Here is a 14642-nt window from a genome sequence, read left to right on the forward strand (position 1 = left end):
CTCCAAGGTGAATCAGTTATCAATTACGTCCGCAATTGCGAATTGCGAATTGCGAATTGCGAATTGTTCGGTCAGATATCCCGTTCCACGGTGGCTATCTTCCAGGTTTTGAAATCAAAAGTCAGTTTACTATAGTTTACAGTCCTGTTACTACACAATTAAGCCAGTCAGAGGAGCCTCAATCTTTTTTACATAGTCCAGGGGAACGTACTCCCATCAGTGGGCAGTACGAAGTAATTAATTCTGATGGAAAAGGCACAGGGTTAGAGGTAACATCAACTGCCGGAAATCCTTTTCCTCCAACGAGTGAATCTGACCAATCATATAGATTAGTTGACCCCACAAAGCACAAAAAGTCTAATAAATAGCAATTAGCGTTGCTTTGGCGATCGCATAGAAATATGGAACCTGGCTGTGCATTTGTTATTGGTTTAGAATGTGCAAGGATTTTGATAGCGCTACCTATGATAAGTTTGCTGATGATACGTTGAATACTACAAGAATATGACTAAGCTCATCTTAATTACAGGCATAAGTAAAGGTTTAGGTTATGCGAGAAGAAGCTGCTAATTATACACCCGTGTCCGATTGGGTATTGAAAGCCGTTCCATTTATTCTCAATTTAAAACCCAAAGATAACGGGATTCCCAAAACCCTTTCATGAGATTGATCGCGCGTGAATTTTTTTTGACTGTATATTAACCAATGCAATAGCGATTGCAATTGGCTCAATGTGGTTCAGTTAAGAAAGTTCCTCTGTGAAGGTAAGGGAATAGTTACGAAAAAGCAGGCTGATCTAAACTGTATTGGTTTATCGCCTAGAGGCGCAGGAAATTAGTACAATTTTTGGATACTGGAGTTTTCAGCAGGAAAAAGATTTGAGCCAAAGTCTACCTATAGCACCAAGCCGGAAACTGAAGATTACAATCCTAACAGTAGGTTCAAGGGGAGACTTGCAACCATACTGCGCTTTGGCTATTGGATTGAAACGTGCGGGGCATGAAGTAACGCTGGCAACGCATGAGAACTTCGAGCCATTCGTGAGGCAGTTCGACCTGGAGTTTGCACCGATCGCTGGCAATATGCAAGAGTTTCTGCAATCGAAACAAGGGCAGCGATTGATTGCGGGAGAAAAGTTGAAAAAAGAAGAGGGAGATAAGCTTTTGCTTCAGCAGTTGGAATCAGGTTGGCAAGCATGTATTGGAAGTGAGGTGATTATTTACACGCCGCTAGCCAACTGGGGATATCACATTGCAGAAAAATTAGGCGTACCTTGCTTTTTTGCATCAGTTCTGCCGTTGACTCCCACAGGGATGTTTGGGTTTTTGAGATTTGCTCAAATAGCTAAAAACCCGCTAAAGAAATTAATTAACTATGGCAGCTACTTGTTGGTAGAGTTCTTGCACTGGCAAAGATATTGTCAACTGCTCAATCATTTCAGAACAGAAACTTTGAAATTGCAGCCTAAACCATATTTGGGCAGACGCTTCAGACAGAAGACTCCGGCAAATGTATCACGAATCCCTGTATTGTACGGTTTTAGTTCACACGTGATCCCCAAACCTGATGACTGGCCGCATTGGGCACATGTGACTGGTTTTTGGTTTATTGACCAAGCCTCCGAATACGAGCCACCCCTGGAACTAGAGGATTTTCTGGGACGAAAGCAATTGCCTTTGTGTTTTGGATTTGGGAGCATGACGATGCCCAATCCAGAATATCTTACACACTACATTGTGGAAGCTTTGAAGAAAACCCATCAAGGCGGGATTATATTGTCAGGCTGGGGGGACGTTGGAAGAACGGTGAATATAAAAGATTCGCTACGAGTGTTTGTGATCAAGGAAGTTCCCCATGATTGGTTATTTCCTCAAGTGCCAGCAGTAGTACATCACGGAGGAGCTAGTACAACTGCGGCAGTGTTACGTGCAGGGACACCATCAATTACCGTACCTTTTTTTGCAGATCAGCCAGTTTGGGGTGAAAAACTAACTCGGTTGGGAGTCAGCCCTGCGCCGATACCGTACCACAAGGTATCAGAAGAAACTCTAGCGGCAGCGATTGAAATCGTACTGGGCGATGAGGTGATGCGGAAGAAAGCCCAGGAGTTAGGTGAGAAGATTCGGGCTGAGGATGGTGTAGCGAATGCAGTTGAAGCATTTCATCGGCATTTGGGGTTGATTGGGTGAGAAATCCCAGACAATTAAAATACATCATCACACCCACAACAGCAGTAAATGTCCCAAGTTAAAGTTGATACCGTACTCTGTGTCAACGACAGTGTCCTAATGGTTTTTTACACGCCAGGGCATTGCTGGCAGTTTCGGATTATCAGCCGGACAGGTGGCATATTCGGGGAACAAAAGATTTTTTACACGGCGGAGGCAGCGTTGAGAACTGGGTTAGAGTGGTTGGGGGATGAACGGTGATGAGTGCGTATATGCGATCGCCGTTTGCGCTAGCGTCTCCATTAGCTCATGTCCTACTATAGGCGGTAAGCGTAGCCATGCCGTCAGGCTTATCGCTCTGGTAACTAACGGTTATCAGCAATCAATGTGCTGTAGCTATTGTGTAACAAGAGTTATAGCCTATAAATGTAAAACATATACAACTTGCTAAACTTGTTGGACAATGGTATCTTGTCTAATATAGTAGTTTCAGAAGCATTTGCCAGTATGTTTGTACTACAAAAGTAAGAGGAAAACAAGCGTGAGTTCTTTCAAGCAGCTTCCATTATCAGACCTAAGAGAAAGCCTGCCGAAGTTCAAGCGTCAGGTGCAGTTAGGGATGAAAAGAATTGCTGCTACTTATTATGGGCAAGTAGTTGGATTCTTAGTGCCTTTAAAGGATTTAGAAAAAGCTCTAGAAGATAATGCCATCAATAAAAGCGAAGAAATGTCATTATCAGATTTCCGGCTACATCTAACCGAATGCTGGGAGCATTTACAAGTTGATGTTGATTGTATTTATGTAACCTATCATACACGGAGAGCGGTTGCATTCGTTAGCCCTCGGTTGATTGCCTATCTTGCGATTCCAGTGTCAGAAGTTGCAGATAAACTACTTGCTATTAATAGCGGTCTTATTGAAGTTGGAAGTTTGACTCAGGAGAAGTAATCATGTTTGAGATAGTATCTACCCCAGAACTTCAAAAGAAAATAAAAAATTTACAAGGCTATTATCCACCTGAAGCCTGCCAAGAGATTAATCATTTTTTAGAAATACTCAAGCAAGACGGACATTTGAGTAAAACAAATTTTTACGATATTAATACTAATGAAATCGCAGGTTTATATTGTAATTTATTTTACAAACCTTATTTAGAAGAAAAGAAAGTATTACTAATCGATATCAAAATGAAAGCGGCAGATATTTTTAAGCAAAGGTTTACGATTGAGGATGATTGGGATGATAGGAACTGTGTAGATTCTATTCCCCAGTATGATAAACCTAAGAAAATAATCGAGGCTATTTTACTTATTCATCAAGGAATAATAGACTCATACGAACTAGGTTATAAATTAGGTAATAGAGGAAAGAAAGACGTATATATTTCTCGACATGGACAGTATGCAAAACAGGCTTTAGAAGCACTCAAGCTGATTACAAGGATGCGTCAGGGCAATAAGTGGCTGACTGAATTAACCCAAAAGGGCAGATTAATTGCTGAAGCACCTAATGAAGATTTACAAGTCAGACTGCTCATTGAAGCTATGTTAAGTTACCCTCCTGTTTGGCGAATTATTGATGCAGTTTCACTAAAACAATCACAACTAAATAGTGTGCTAGTTTTAAATGATGAAGTAGTTAAAGAGCTTACTTTTCCAGAGGTATTAAAAGACGCAGATACTAGTAATCGTCGCTCACAGACTTTAAAAAACTGGATAAAGTGGATATCTAAAAAGTCAGGAATTCCTATCCGTATCCATGAATCAGGGGTACAGCTTACAATTCCAATGTTATTTGCAGAAGTACTGGATGGTGCAGACACTGACTAACTATAAGTTTTCTGAGGTTTATAGCCAATAATTTATAAAAAAAACTGATGCGATCTTTTTGGAATTGTTGGCTATGTTGAAAAATTAATTTATGGGTCTTGAGCCATAAATGACAGTAAAAATATCTAGATTGCATACTTGCATAAGATTTTTAAGTAAGTATAAACATTACCAATGGAAAGAAATAAGTTATGGAATTAATTTTAAATAATTACATCTACCAGAATGTATTTACACGGAAAGAGCAGATAGTCCGCGTTTACTCTCAAAGAGAAGGAGCGAATGGCAGAGTTGTTTTAGAAGATATTGTAGAAATTTTGTTAACTGATATACCTTCAAATCCTAATAAAAAAGTATCTAATAGGGCTGATTACAACGTACTCACTATAACCCAAGATAAAATTCAACTTTCTGGAATTAAGTTAATTGAACATGAAGGTTTACACCTTGCAGATGTAGAGCAGCTTCATGAGTTCTATAGTTTTTGTGATGAATTGGCGGCAGAAGAACTCTATGAAAGTTTGGGAGAGTGGCTAAGTTTCCAAGTTTGTACCTTGATTAATAAAAGATTAGCTCACTTAGGCGAAATGGTAAGCCAGATACCTTTCTGGGAAAAGTATACTTTAAAAGTTTCAAAATTATTTGATGAAAATCAAAAAATAACAATTAGAGAATGGTTGGTTGGCTCTTACGGCTTAAGTGTTTCTTGGATAATTACTACATTTACTAATAAAGTCAGGAACATGATGGCTAGTGGCTATAAAGTAACCTCTGGTGAAAAAGCAGATAAAAATGAAGGGAATGTGAATGTATATTATCCAAGAAATTTTGCTTTTGTTGCTCAAACAATAGACTGGTGGGTTGAGAGTGATGATTGGAGTTGGTTAAAAGAAGTAATTAAAAACAGTGTCGCCGCCAAAAAGTCTATTGATGAAGACAAAGAACAAGTGAGGAAATTGAAGAAGGAGGGTTTCAGTATTGATGATATTATCCAAAAAGTTTGGAATGTGACCCAAACTTCCCATCAGGTTGAAGATGAAAATTATCAATACAAAATTTTGAAAGCTTTCGTTCAAATGGTCTAAGGGAACAAAATGATATTAGAAATAAACGCTATAGAAATGGAAGATGCAATCAAGATATTGCAATCAAATGGGCTGCAACCGAATACACGTCGGCTAGGAAGCAAAAAAACTTTGATAGCAAAGCTAGTGGATGGTTATTCACTCATGATCGAAGATGATAAATCAAGTCCTGGTTATTTATGTGCTTATTTAAAAAGTGATGAGCGCGGAGTTATTACAACTTGGCATGAAATCACTCGTAAATCTTTAGCATTAGCTATCAAATATATACAGGAGCAACTTGGAATAGCTTCTAAACAAAAACCATTTGGTGAGCGTTGGAATATTGTTGCTGCTGCTGTAGTTAGTCTTGCACTGGTAGGTACGAGTTATGTACTTGTTAGCAATAAGGTAGCTGAATGTAATACTCAGCAATCCCAACAGCCTCTAATTCAACCTTAGATTAGAAATATCGGAGATTTGTGTCACTTAATTGCAAAATCGAAGACAATTGCAAATGCCGCATCCTTACACCAGCCAATGTCCCAGATCAAGGTTAATGAAGTTATCTGTATTAAAGGCAGCACCCTGATAGTTTTTTACACACCTTCTCACTGCTGGGAATTCTGTATTATCAGCCGCACGGGTGGCATATTTGGAGAACAAAAGATTTATTACACGGCTGCGGCGGCGTTGACAACTGGGTTGAGTTGGCTCCAAGATGAGTTGTGATGATGAACGCTATAGCTCATCACTGTAGCGATTGGTCACATAGCCAGGTGGGAAGTAATGCAGATATGGTATTGGGAATAAGTAGTGCTAATGTACTATAGGACTGGTAATATAGTATTTTACTAAGCACCGGTTGGCCTAACTTCCTAATGCTTCACTCTGCTTCTAAGTGAGAAAGATAGTTCACGTTGATATGGATGCTTTTTACGCATCGGTGGAACAGAGGGACAACCCTAGCTACCGAGGTAAACCGTTAGTCGTCGGTGGCAGCCCCAGCCAACGAGGTGTGGTTGCAGCCGCCAGTTATGAAGCTCGTAAGTTTGGTATTCATTCCGCGATGCCGTCAATAACAGCGATCGCTAAATGTCCCGCACTTATCTTTGTCAGACCGAGATTCGATATTTACCGAGATATTTCCACTTCAATCCACGCCATATTCAAACGCTATACTGACTTAGTGGAAGGAGTTGCGCTAGATGAAGCATATTTGGACGTTACTGAGAATAAGCAAAATATCACCTACGCCTCTACGATCGCAAGACACATCAAAACTGCGATTTTCCACGAAACTCAGTTGACGGCAACCGCAGGCGTGTCGATTAACAAGTTTCTTGCAAAAATGGCATCCGGTCAAAATAAACCCAACGGACTGACGGTGATTTTACCGGAGGATGCGATCGCCTTTGTAGAACAGCTAGCGATTGAGAAGTTCCACGGTATAGGAGAGGTGACGGCGGCGAAGATGCACTCACTCGGCATTCACACTGGGGCTGATTTGAAAGAGCGATCGCTCTTGGAGTTAACACACCACTTTGGTAAAGCAGGCCATTATTACTATAAGATTGCCAGAGCAGAAGATGACCGCCCAGTTGAGGCGAATCGGGTTCGTAAGTCCATAGGTGCAGAAACTTCATTTGCACAGGACTTAAGCGATGTTGGTCAGATGTTGCAAGAACTCGAACAGATTGCCCAAATTGTCGAGCAACGGTTAGAGCAACATGAAACACGAGGACGCACATTAACCCTGAAAGTTAAGTTTTCTGACTATCAGCAGTTAACCCGCAGTAAGACAATGCTTGCTCCCATCAGTGAACTCTCTACGATTTTTGAGATAGCCAAAACACTGTTTTTATCAATTGACCTGGAGAATCGGAGCATCAGGTTGTTGGGGATTTCGTTGTCTAACCTGGATAACGCCAAACAAACCCAAGTCATTCAATTGCCATTATTTCAGAATGGGAACATCATATTTTAGGGTAGGTGTAGTCTGTTCAGACGCTGACAACTCGGTTATGGAGAGAGAGCGAATCAACTCCCGAATCACATCAGTTGCAGGTCTACCTGTACTTGCACAATATTTTTCAAGTTTTTCGCTTTCAACTGATGCAAGATTTATTGTGATTCGTTTGACAGCCCATTTTTTGTTCATGACTTGCAATATTTATCAAATTTAATGAATTATCTAGACTTTAAATGCCTTGTGCAATACTTAACAAATATATAGATGTTAACCACAGCATACTTGCCGTAAAACTATTTTTAGCACATCTTCTCCAGGGTATTTACTTATAATCTAAAACTTTACTGATAAATCATCTATATGAAATTTAAAACATTTGAAACAAGCTTGTATTTTTGGTAAATATTGTTAAGCAAAGCGCAATCGAAGTGAGCCAATCAAGAGGCGTATAATCAGCAAGTATTGCCAATTGAATTTAGTAAACCTTATCTTCATACAATTGCATCTAATATTCATTTGCTCTTTACCCAAAGGTGAAATTGACTAACTAATCTGGATATAGACTTTCATTCAAGCACTATATTTAACTCCATAACTTAACGAAACCTTAAGCAAGCTAGAAAATTTTCTAGCTTGCTTAAGGTTTAATAATTTTGGTTATTCGGTAGCTGTTATGCCAAATGTTGCAAGAGGTATCTTGGACTGTGGAGGAATAATGGCAACAGTAAGATGAAGCGTCAAGTGTGTATTACGATATCTGAAATTCTTAATTTTGGTTTCTAGAGGTAAGCATTTGTTCAGGAATAACCAGAGGCAACCCCTTACCTGGATACAACTATTTGTTTGTTTCCTCTTGACTTACACTACAGTTATGATAATCCCCTTGATCAGTAGCCATTATAGCAAATCAAACTACTCTTCTTATTGAGCGACAGTTTATAATATTCTATAAAGATGATTAAGAAAAATGATTAAGCCTAAAAATTTGTATCGCGGACACTCAATGGAAAAAGTTGGTCACGGTAAAAGAGCGGTATTTAAAACAACTATCAACGAAAAAGAATGGTCTGCCGTGACTGAATTAGAGGTAAAAACAGCAATTGATGCTTGGATTGATGAAGGAATAGAGCTTTAGCTATTACCTACATAACTTAAAAACGCCCTGGATAATCCGAATTGGTGGCCCATCTAGTGACAACCGAAATTCGACCAACTCACTGAGTCGAAACATAGGTTTTTCTTTAGTGTTCGGTTGTAAGTTGCGTGTGCCAATAAGTTCACTTTCCAAGTAATGTTGTCATAAAGAGTGAAGATTTCGTATTTCCAGCCACGTTCTGACCACTCTACGCCAGTGCAATAACCGAAAGCTTTGGCAGACTTCACGTACACCCGCTCTAACAGACTCACTAGCAACGGCGGGATTCGTTGACCCCAAGGCGGGGAGATGTACCAGCACTGTTCTAAGTTTTGGACAAGGTAAGTCATACTTTTGCTCCTTTCAAAATACTTTGTACTGATGCGAATAATTGAGTTGCAAAAGAAGGAGGCACAGAATAGCCGATAATTGACCCCGCCGTAGCAGTCTCGTTGGGAAATTCGTACCAGTCAGGAAAACCCTGTAACCTCGCTGCACCTTGAATTGATAGGGATTTGACCGTACCACCAGGCAACCAGATATCAGCGAACTTACTACGGTTGCAACCTTTGTGATCGGTGAAGTGCGATCGCAAGATAGTATTACAGGGCAAGTGTGCAGGTTTATACTTGGACTCTGTACGTTCCCCAACTCTCTGTATTAGCAGTGGCGCTGGTTCGTTAGCCATCAGAAATTGTTCTACCGCTTGCCGTTGTTTGGGGAGTAGTTGGGAATCGGTCATGCTGGGGATTAGATGAGCGATCGCCCCGTACCATCCACAAGATTTAGCTCCCGTAGGTAAGGCAATGTGAAAACCCTTGCTTGCAATCAGAACTAACCGCCGACGCGCCTGGGGTAATCCGAATTTGTCCATGCTGACCACGCTGTAATTGACCCAGTACCCCTCTTGTTCCAAAACTGACAGGATGATACTGAAACTCTGACTGTTCTGATAGCGCGGAACATTTTCGAGAGTAAACACCCGTGGCTGCAACTGTTGGATGGCTTCTGTTACAGCGATCGCTGCACTCAGGTCATCAGATGTTTCAATGCCCTTACCTGCTTTGGCTGTGTGGGCTTGGCTGAAGTTGGCGCACACTGGGGAGGCGTGGAGGTAATCGGGGCGGCGCGGAAAACCGAGAAATCCTGACTGTGCTACTTCTTGCACTGTTAGTTGGATTATTCTACAGCCATACTCGCTAAAGTTGTGGTGATGGGTTTTGGCGATCGCCCGACTCAGTTCTGGTTTAGTGGGGTCGAACTCCACCGCAATGACCGGACGAATTCCAGCCTGTACCATCCCCGCTTCTATCCCGCCGCCACCTGCGAAAAGTACTACAGCGATTGGGGCATCATTTGGCAAAACTGGTTTTAATTTTGTGTTATCAAAATTTTTGCAGACATCTAATTTTGGTGATGGCTTTTTGGTTTTCGCTTTTTTGATAAAGGCGATGATATCTTCCTTGGTTGCCCTCTGTTGTTGCAGTGTCCTCGGAGGTAGCGTATGGCTTGGGACTGTTTTAGTCAAGCAGCCACCTCCATGACCAAATCATCGGGTACTTCAAAAATCCCTAGTTGACCAATATAAGGAATCGGTGTAATCTCGCGTGGATTCTCCAGCTTCCAGTGATATTGCCCAGGCATCCCCCAGCCAGACGCAACTTGTGAGAAACGGCAATCTACTATTGTGACTATACCGATGACTTGGCCGCGACGGAGAGAGATTAATTCTGGGATTACTACCCCCATGCTTTGGCAAAATTCAATCGAAAGCTGGTACTCTTTTTTGGTACAGGTTTTTGCAGCGTGAATCAGAATGTCGCCGCGATAATGAATGGGCCAGCCTCGGTTTTCTATATCCTTGAGAGCATAAATTATTGCCCATGCCCAAGGCTGACGGACTGAAAGTGCTTTCATGGGTTTTAAAACTCCAGCAGTTGAACGTAAGCATCCAATGCTGCAAGTGCCGGATGTCGATGTGGCTGTGAACGCAGCCCGTTGCAGATTGTGGCGATAGTCCCAAGTTCTGTAAAGTTGAAGCTGATACTGGACTGTCGAGCCGCACAGTGATAAATAATCGTTAGTAACACGAAATTCAACAATCGGATTGTAAAATCACGTCGATAAGCTTTATGTGTTTCTAAGTTCTCAGTAATAATTTGGCGATTATCAGTAAGAGAATTGGATTTTTCAACATCTGGTAAAATTCGGAGCTTGAACTTGTAATCCCACTCAGGAGATAAACATTCATCAGGAGCAAGAGTTGCCCATTTATGGAAAAGTTGTTGGATAGTTGTACTCATAAAGTCTGTAATTGTGAGTTTCTGCGAGAATAGAAAGAAGAAGGAGGGATTATGACAAACGCTTTTCCACCGGAAGATATCAGTGCAAGGTTTGATAATATTGATACTCGTCTAGAAGAGATAGGTGACGAACTGGATTTGCTAAGGACAGTACAAAATGCTAACAGGCGGGAAACACGAGGAAATTCCCAAACCATTGCAAGGTTGGAGCGTACCATTAGGGAATTGGCTGACATTGCGCGCCTCCATCAGGAAGGATTACGCGCTGCTCAAAGAGATGCTGAACGTGATCGTCAAACCATAAGGGAAACTGAAATTCAAGCTGACCGCGATCGAGAAGTATTGTTGGCTTCTCTACTCCAGGCAGAGCGCGATCGCCTTGCTTTTCAAGAAGAAATCCGCAGAATTTGGGAGTATTTACGTGACCGAAATGGTGGCAGTAGCACACCAAATTAATTAACTCCATCCCGTTTACCTCGCCAAGTTCAAAAATTTCGAGGTCGATAAATCGCATAACATCGTCGCAGTGCCGAGCTTACCGTAAAGGCGGTTTTTCTCAACAATCAACTCGATAGTGCGGTCGCTTGGGTCTTTTGTGTAGACAGCATCGCGGTAAAGCATGATTAACTGGTCACAAACCTCAAAGATTTCACCAGAATTACGTAACAGATGACGGTTGGGGCGTTTATCAGCCGTAGTTTGATTGCCCCGATTGATTTGACAGCCCAAGAAAACAGGGATTTTGTGAGACTTGGCAATGTCCCGAATCTGGCGGGTAATCTTGCCGACTTCAAAGGCCATGTTTCCGCCTGACTCCAGAGGAATCTGCTGCAAGTAATCAATAAACACAGCACCAATAGAACCACCAAATTCGGCAATGGCACGGCGCACAGCAGAAGCAATCATTGTGGTTGTAGGGGAAGAATGCTCATAGACTTTCCAAGGCAGTTCCACCATCTGTCCTATACCTTGTGCTATTTGCTCCCAGTAGCACTGAGTATTGGTTTGAATCATAGAAGCGTCTACGCCAGTGATTCGGGCCAGCATTCGGGCATTGAGTTGATTCTTGTCCATTTCTGGAGTTACGTACAAAACTGGTTTTCCAAGTTTGGTCATGATTTCGTAAGCGTAAGAAATCATGAAATGAGTTTTGCCCATGTGGGATTCAGCAGCCACTACAACTAAGCTGCTGGGATAAATGCCACCGGTGATATTTTCCAGGTCGTACCAACCAATTCTGTCACCTGCCATGTTTCCCATCTCCAACTTTTGAAAAAGTTCAATGCCCATGTCTTGTGCTGAGAAAACCTTGCAGCGTTCCTCGCTTTGATTTTGGGTAACGCCAAAAACTTTTGCCTCAGCAAGCGATAGTACAAGTGGTAGTTCAGTTTGCGTCTCGTAACCGAGTTGGACAATTTCATTGCCCACTTTGATTAGCTGCCGCCGTCGATATTTCTCCATCACCAAATCGGCCAAAGCATCAATGTTGATGGCGGACACAGTGCGGTCTACCAGAGTCGCTAACTTATTCCTGCCACCAATGCGGTTTAGCAAATTGTGGTCAGCCAACCATGCGGTGACTGAAAGTAAATCTGTGGGTTGAAACAGAGCGTGAAGCGTTGTCGCAGCTTGATAAATGTATGAGTGGGCGCTGATGTAAAAGGCTTCAACGCTTAAGCGATCGCTGACTCTAGTCATCGCTTCTGGGTCAAGCATAATCCCGCCCAAAATCGCTTCTTCCGCCTCAATGTTTTGTGGGGGCAAATTGTCAAGTGACTTGTCAGGGTGAAAAGAAACTACGTTGTCTTGGTTAGGGTGCATAATTAGGCTCTAGCGTGCTAATTTTAACTGCGCTTCAACTTCTCTCAAATTCGTGGAAGATGGTCTGGAGTTGCTCGAAACTTTTGCAGAAGAAGCTGCGGCTTGAAGTTTTGCTTTGAGAGCAACAGCGTCTTTCTGAGGCATTGGAACCCAGGAGTGTTGTTGTTGTTCAAAGCGACGGCGTTCTTCATCATCGGCAATTGCTTTAGCTAGAGCATCATCGCTGCTGTGATGGGGCTGATGCTGCTGATGCTGCTGCTGATGCTGTTGACGCTCTTTCAACTCGTTGAAACTATCCCAGTGGTTTTGAATCTCTGCTTTGCCGGAGTCAGTTTTTGAGAGTCGAGTCAGGGCATTTTTCGCCTCGCCTGTTGTTGCCTGACGAATTAACTCTTTGGCATACCTGGGCGTGCTGTTCAAGTATTGCCTGTAGGACTCCACAAACTCTGTTTTCCAACCGTTAGGGCCTGCTTTATCCATCCAAGGCGGCAGTCCAGATTCTCGCATCGCTTGCTCAGTTTTCTCTGTGGGGTGCATTGTGTAACAAGTCGAATCGGGCAGTGATGTAGGACTAGCACTTTTTGGGTTTGGTGCTACTAGCTGATTATTCGCTTGTTCCGATTTCTCGAACGACCCCGCCGCAATAGTTGACCTACAAGAGGTGTTATCGGTTTGTTGCGAAGGCTCGGATTTTTTTAACAACGAAGTGAGTTGTTGTAGGGTTGGTTCTTCTGGGGTTGGTTTTTCAAGTTCAATTTCTTCCGTTGTTAAATCAAGTTCTTCTTTTTCACACACACATTCTTGGGTGGGGGGCGCGGGTGGCGAAGCCAGGGGCGCATTGTGTGTAATCTCTGAAGTAATCTCTGTAGATTCTATATATATAGAGTTTGTTGACGGTGAGCAACTGAGATTGTTGACGGTCATCGAACTAGTTTGTTGACCATCAACAGACAAGTTTGCTGAGGGTAAGCAAACTGAGTCAGTTTGTTGACCGTCAACAGACTCAGAGATTTGAGAGTATTTTTTTGTGTTCTTGTTCTTTGGTCTAATGGATGTGAAAGAGCCTTCTTTAATGACATCTAAGAAGTTATTCAATACTTTATGGTTGATCCGATAATAAAGTCGTGCTGGAGAGCCTTTCAATTGGGTTTCTAAGATATTGATAGTAGTGAGATGATGCCTAATTTTGTCTAATTCATAGCGATTCAGTGCTGTTTCTGATGTCCATTGTTCATAAGTTTTGTAGAACCATCCTTGTGGGTCATTAGTTCTCGAATCCCAATACATAGCTTGGCTCAAAAAAAGCCCAGCGCTAGCACTACCAGCTATTGTGGCGTAGACTCGATGAAATGCTATTGGACTACCAAGTATTTCAGCATACTTATGATTTTTTCTACTTTCAAGTGTTTTTGTAGTGTTAGATAAACTCATAAATATTTCCTCTATGTAAGCCGTGAATGAAGCAGTCTGTACGCTGTCTTAAACCTTCTAGAAAACAAGCAAATTCTTCAAAGTACTCAACTGAATTTGCATTGGAAGTGTGGCAAAGATTAAACTTTTTCTTTATCCAAGTTTCAAAGATATATTCTAAAAAAAAATCAATAGTCAAAACTAAGTCATCTAAGCATTGTGATGTAGCCAAGGCTTCTTGTACAATGAAACTAATTTCAGTAAATCCTTCTAACTCACAAAATGGTTTTACTTCATAAAACCTATGAGCAAGTGAACTAGATATACAATGACAAATGTCATAAATATCTGTTCTACTACGCCAGCGAAATTTATTATAAGCATTAGACAAGTCTGAAGGTTCTACAAACTCAAACCACTCACCAAAAACTCTACATTTATTAAATTCTTGATGTAAACACTGCTCATAATGAATTGCATCTGGTGTCCAAATGCATTCTTGAATAACTAATGGGTAAGGTGATTGACCCTGTAGCTGGGATAATCGACCAATAGGATTTATTGATCTACCAATCTTAAATCGTAGTGTCCCTTCTGCATGAACTAGATATACCCATCCATTATTTTTCTTATAGTGTTCATAAAATTCTTCTTTTAATTGCATCTTGAACTTCCTTCTGTAATGGTTGAAATTTGGAATCTAGCTCTGATTTTTACTGTTGGTAAAATTGCTGTCTATGCAATACAAGTAAGCTTTAGTCTTCTGAAACATTCGATTGCCCATCTGCGGTTGCACGTTTGACTAGCTCTCCAAAATCTTGGCTTTCATGTTCTCGTTCTAAAATCTGTCTGATTAAAGTCCCAATGGGAATTTTCTTCCACGTAGCTACAAGGCGAAATTCTTCGTAAGCCTTTTCTGACAAAGTGATCGAAAGCATA

At 41.5% G+C, this 14642-nt stretch carries 21 protein-coding genes; 11 read left to right on the forward strand and 10 right to left on the reverse strand.

The features are described from left to right. The first annotated feature begins 56 nt into the window (after nucleotides 1-56). From LC653_RS13155 to dinB, 9 genes are all read left to right on the forward strand, one after another. Nucleotides 57-368 (forward strand): hypothetical protein, encoded by a 312-nt coding sequence (locus tag LC653_RS13155; RefSeq protein ID WP_229494901.1) that lies wholly within the window; start codon nucleotides 57-59, stop codon nucleotides 366-368. A 438-nt stretch (nucleotides 369-806) separates the two neighbouring features. Next, a complete protein-coding gene (locus tag LC653_RS13160; RefSeq protein ID WP_229494902.1) occupies nucleotides 807-2189 on the forward strand; it encodes a glycosyltransferase in 1383 nt (460 codons plus the stop codon). A gap of 48 nt (nucleotides 2190-2237) precedes the next feature. After that, nucleotides 2238-2429, forward strand: a complete 192-nt coding sequence (locus LC653_RS13165; protein WP_229494903.1) for a hypothetical protein — start codon at nucleotides 2238-2240, stop codon at nucleotides 2427-2429. 280 nt (nucleotides 2430-2709) lie between these two features. Beyond that, nucleotides 2710-3117 carry a prevent-host-death family protein gene (locus LC653_RS13170; RefSeq protein WP_229494904.1) on the forward strand — a complete coding sequence of 136 codons (408 nt, stop codon included), beginning with the start codon at nucleotides 2710-2712 and terminating at the stop codon, nucleotides 3115-3117. A 2-nt stretch (nucleotides 3118-3119) separates the two neighbouring features. After that, nucleotides 3120-3998 carry a DUF7226 domain-containing protein gene (locus tag LC653_RS13175; RefSeq protein WP_229494905.1) on the forward strand — a complete coding sequence of 293 codons (879 nt, stop codon included), beginning with the start codon at nucleotides 3120-3122 and terminating at the stop codon, nucleotides 3996-3998. A gap of 191 nt (nucleotides 3999-4189) precedes the next feature. Next, on the forward strand, nucleotides 4190-5083 hold the full coding sequence (locus tag LC653_RS13180; RefSeq protein ID WP_229494906.1) for a hypothetical protein: 894 nt from the start codon (nucleotides 4190-4192) through the stop codon (nucleotides 5081-5083). A 9-nt stretch (nucleotides 5084-5092) separates the two neighbouring features. Next, the gene (locus tag LC653_RS13185; RefSeq protein WP_229494907.1) at nucleotides 5093-5524 is read left to right on the forward strand and encodes a hypothetical protein; all 432 of its coding nucleotides are present in this window, start codon (nucleotides 5093-5095) and stop codon (nucleotides 5522-5524) included. A 78-nt stretch (nucleotides 5525-5602) separates the two neighbouring features. Then, nucleotides 5603-5794, forward strand: a complete 192-nt coding sequence (locus tag LC653_RS13190) for a hypothetical protein (protein ID WP_229494908.1) — start codon at nucleotides 5603-5605, stop codon at nucleotides 5792-5794. Between the two features lie 169 nt (nucleotides 5795-5963). Then, nucleotides 5964-7049, forward strand: a complete 1086-nt coding sequence (gene dinB, locus LC653_RS13195) for a DNA polymerase IV (protein WP_308189081.1) — start codon at nucleotides 5964-5966, stop codon at nucleotides 7047-7049. Here the strand turns inward: dinB and LC653_RS13200 are convergent. Beyond that, nucleotides 7020-7223 (reverse strand): ribbon-helix-helix domain-containing protein, encoded by a 204-nt coding sequence (locus LC653_RS13200; protein WP_229494910.1) that lies wholly within the window; start codon nucleotides 7221-7223, stop codon nucleotides 7020-7022. The genes dinB and LC653_RS13200 overlap by 30 nt on opposite strands. Before the next feature lie 778 nt (nucleotides 7224-8001). On the opposite strand from LC653_RS13200, the gene LC653_RS13205 reads away from it, so the two are divergent. Beyond that, nucleotides 8002-8169, forward strand: coding sequence for a hypothetical protein (locus LC653_RS13205; protein ID WP_229494911.1), 168 nt, complete (start codon nucleotides 8002-8004; stop codon nucleotides 8167-8169). A gap of 3 nt (nucleotides 8170-8172) precedes the next feature. Here LC653_RS13205 and LC653_RS47310 read toward each other — a convergent pair whose 3' ends face one another. Genes LC653_RS47310 through LC653_RS13225 form a run of 5 tightly spaced genes read right to left on the reverse strand, consistent with a single transcriptional unit; the run spans nucleotide 8173 to nucleotide 10472 of the window. After that, nucleotides 8173-8265 (reverse strand): hypothetical protein, encoded by a 93-nt coding sequence (locus LC653_RS47310; protein WP_372478174.1) that lies wholly within the window; start codon nucleotides 8263-8265, stop codon nucleotides 8173-8175. Next, nucleotides 8223-8519, reverse strand: a complete 297-nt coding sequence (locus LC653_RS13210; RefSeq protein WP_267923042.1) for a DUF1392 family protein — start codon at nucleotides 8517-8519, stop codon at nucleotides 8223-8225. Before LC653_RS13210 ends, LC653_RS47310 begins: the two co-directional genes overlap by 43 nt. Continuing rightward, nucleotides 8516-9697, reverse strand: a complete 1182-nt coding sequence (locus LC653_RS13215; RefSeq protein WP_229494912.1) for a DNA cytosine methyltransferase — start codon at nucleotides 9695-9697, stop codon at nucleotides 8516-8518. Before LC653_RS13215 ends, LC653_RS13210 begins: the two co-directional genes overlap by 4 nt. Further along, nucleotides 9694-10086 (reverse strand): ASCH domain-containing protein, encoded by a 393-nt coding sequence (locus LC653_RS13220; RefSeq protein ID WP_229494913.1) that lies wholly within the window; start codon nucleotides 10084-10086, stop codon nucleotides 9694-9696. The genes LC653_RS13215 and LC653_RS13220 overlap by 4 nt, the downstream gene beginning before the upstream one ends. A 5-nt stretch (nucleotides 10087-10091) precedes the next feature. Continuing rightward, nucleotides 10092-10472, reverse strand: a complete 381-nt coding sequence (locus tag LC653_RS13225; protein WP_229494914.1) for a hypothetical protein — start codon at nucleotides 10470-10472, stop codon at nucleotides 10092-10094. A 51-nt stretch (nucleotides 10473-10523) separates the two neighbouring features. Here LC653_RS13225 and LC653_RS13230 point away from each other — a divergent pair, with 51 nt between their 5' ends. Then, nucleotides 10524-10928, forward strand: a complete 405-nt coding sequence (locus LC653_RS13230) for a hypothetical protein (protein ID WP_229491361.1) — start codon at nucleotides 10524-10526, stop codon at nucleotides 10926-10928. Nucleotides 10929-10943: 15 nt separating this feature from the next. Here the strand turns inward: LC653_RS13230 and LC653_RS13235 are convergent, their stop codons facing one another. From LC653_RS13235 to LC653_RS13250, 4 genes are all read right to left on the reverse strand, one after another. After that, complete coding sequence (locus tag LC653_RS13235; protein ID WP_229494915.1) at nucleotides 10944-12293, reverse strand: replicative DNA helicase; 1350 nt, start codon at nucleotides 12291-12293, stop codon at nucleotides 10944-10946. Nucleotides 12294-12302: 9 nt separating this feature from the next. Beyond that, nucleotides 12303-13724, reverse strand: a complete 1422-nt coding sequence (locus tag LC653_RS13240; protein ID WP_229494916.1) for a hypothetical protein — start codon at nucleotides 13722-13724, stop codon at nucleotides 12303-12305. Then, entirely contained in the window at nucleotides 13711-14367 is a 657-nt protein-coding gene (locus tag LC653_RS13245) for a GIY-YIG nuclease family protein (RefSeq protein ID WP_229494917.1), read from the reverse strand. Before LC653_RS13245 ends, LC653_RS13240 begins: the two co-directional genes overlap by 14 nt. 91 nt (nucleotides 14368-14458) lie before the next feature. Then, a complete protein-coding gene (locus LC653_RS13250) occupies nucleotides 14459-14641 on the reverse strand; it encodes a hypothetical protein (RefSeq protein WP_229494918.1) in 183 nt (60 codons plus the stop codon). Between the last annotated feature and the right edge of the window lies 1 nt (nucleotide 14642).

The organism is Nostoc mirabile CHAB5784, assembly GCF_020829645.1.
GTDB lineage: Bacteria > Cyanobacteriota > Cyanobacteriia > Cyanobacteriales > Nostocaceae > Nostoc > Nostoc mirabile.

What these genes read in the sequence shown, in the direction of transcription:
- LC653_RS13165 (WP_229494903.1), top strand. Translation starts at nt 2,238, where the DNA reads ATGTCCCAAGTTAAAGTTGATACCGTACTCTGTGTCAACGACAGTGTC.
- LC653_RS13175 (WP_229494905.1), top strand. Translation starts at nt 3,120, where the DNA reads ATGTTTGAGATAGTATCTACCCCAGAACTTCAAAAGAAAATAAAAAAT.
- LC653_RS13180 (WP_229494906.1), top strand. Translation starts at nt 4,190, where the DNA reads ATGGAATTAATTTTAAATAATTACATCTACCAGAATGTATTTACACGG.
- LC653_RS13185 (WP_229494907.1), top strand. Translation starts at nt 5,093, where the DNA reads ATGATATTAGAAATAAACGCTATAGAAATGGAAGATGCAATCAAGATA.
- LC653_RS13190 (WP_229494908.1), top strand. Translation starts at nt 5,603, where the DNA reads ATGTCCCAGATCAAGGTTAATGAAGTTATCTGTATTAAAGGCAGCACC.
- LC653_RS13200 (WP_229494910.1), bottom strand. Translation starts at nt 7,223, where the DNA reads ATGAACAAAAAATGGGCTGTCAAACGAATCACAATAAATCTTGCATCA.
- LC653_RS13205 (WP_229494911.1), top strand. Translation starts at nt 8,002, where the DNA reads ATGATTAAGCCTAAAAATTTGTATCGCGGACACTCAATGGAAAAAGTT.
- LC653_RS47310 (WP_372478174.1), bottom strand. Translation starts at nt 8,265, where the DNA reads ATGTTTCGACTCAGTGAGTTGGTCGAATTTCGGTTGTCACTAGATGGG.
- LC653_RS13210 (WP_267923042.1), bottom strand. Translation starts at nt 8,519, where the DNA reads ATGACTTACCTTGTCCAAAACTTAGAACAGTGCTGGTACATCTCCCCG.
- LC653_RS13220 (WP_229494913.1), bottom strand. Translation starts at nt 10,086, where the DNA reads ATGAAAGCACTTTCAGTCCGTCAGCCTTGGGCATGGGCAATAATTTAT.
- LC653_RS13225 (WP_229494914.1), bottom strand. Translation starts at nt 10,472, where the DNA reads ATGAGTACAACTATCCAACAACTTTTCCATAAATGGGCAACTCTTGCT.
- LC653_RS13230 (WP_229491361.1), top strand. Translation starts at nt 10,524, where the DNA reads ATGACAAACGCTTTTCCACCGGAAGATATCAGTGCAAGGTTTGATAAT.
- LC653_RS13235 (WP_229494915.1), bottom strand. Translation starts at nt 12,293, where the DNA reads ATGCACCCTAACCAAGACAACGTAGTTTCTTTTCACCCTGACAAGTCA.
- LC653_RS13240 (WP_229494916.1), bottom strand. Translation starts at nt 13,724, where the DNA reads ATGAGTTTATCTAACACTACAAAAACACTTGAAAGTAGAAAAAATCAT.
- LC653_RS13245 (WP_229494917.1), bottom strand. Translation starts at nt 14,367, where the DNA reads ATGCAATTAAAAGAAGAATTTTATGAACACTATAAGAAAAATAATGGA.
- LC653_RS13250 (WP_229494918.1), bottom strand. Translation starts at nt 14,641, where the DNA reads ATGCTTTCGATCACTTTGTCAGAAAAGGCTTACGAAGAATTTCGCCTT.